The organism is Brucella oryzae (genome assembly GCF_041929965.1).
GTDB classification, from domain to species: Bacteria; Pseudomonadota; Alphaproteobacteria; order Rhizobiales; family Rhizobiaceae; genus Brucella; species Brucella oryzae.
Window position 1 is genome coordinate 1 of record NZ_JBHEEO010000072.1, and the last position, 805, is coordinate 805.

The window sequence follows — 805 nt, forward strand, 5'->3', positions numbered from 1 at the left end:
TGCCCATTCAGTGACAACGCGGAGACCTCCGCCAAAACCAGCCAGCCGAAGCTGCCGCCACAGTTCAGCGCCGTTTCGTGATCCGGCGTCCCATTGCGCTTCAAGCCACGGTAGGTGTGGTTCGAGCGAAGTTTGCCGGACTCGGAAGATGTCGGTCCTTTGACCACGAACAATGCTGCGAACCAGCTTTCGGCTATGCCCGGTTCTGCGTACGATTGCCTTGATGGACAGGCCTTCGCCGACGAGTCCACGAATGACAGAGTTTGTCTCTTCACGTCGCAGATATCCGTCATATTGCAAGCGCTCGGCGGCAGTCAGAAGCTTAGAGTTTACGGTTGCTGTCCCGACTGCAATGCGGACCTGCCGCATCGACTTGCGGACGGCATCAAGAAAAGCGTGGCTAGCGTTTTCCATGAGATGCCAGCGGTCGGCGACCTGTTCGGCCTGTGGCAGGGCTTGCGCAGCGGCCCGCGCATACGCGCCGCCGCGGTCTCTTGCCACGATTTTGATTTGCGGCTGCTCGACCAGCCAGGCCTTTGCGGTCGAGGGTTCCCGGTCGGGCAACAACGCGATCGTCTTTCGCCGTTCCAGATCGCAGATGATCGTGCCATATCGATGATTTCGACGCCACGCCCAGTCATCAATGCCGATTACAGTCGGTGGCGTCGACGGTGGGCGATCATATCGGCGAACAGTTCGTAGAAGCGTATCATTGCTAACCGGCAATCCGAGACGATCCGCAAAGCGCGCCGCCGGGCGACCGCCCAGTGCAAGAGCAAGATGCCGAACGAGGCAGTCCAGACGG

1 protein-coding gene is annotated in these 805 nt (G+C 59.9%); it reads right to left on the reverse strand.

Annotation, left to right across the window (positions count from 1 at the left end):
- Positions 1-805, reverse strand: an 805-nt coding sequence (locus JNC70_RS22780; RefSeq protein ID WP_374789057.1) for a transposase, incomplete at both ends; no start/stop codon positions are given.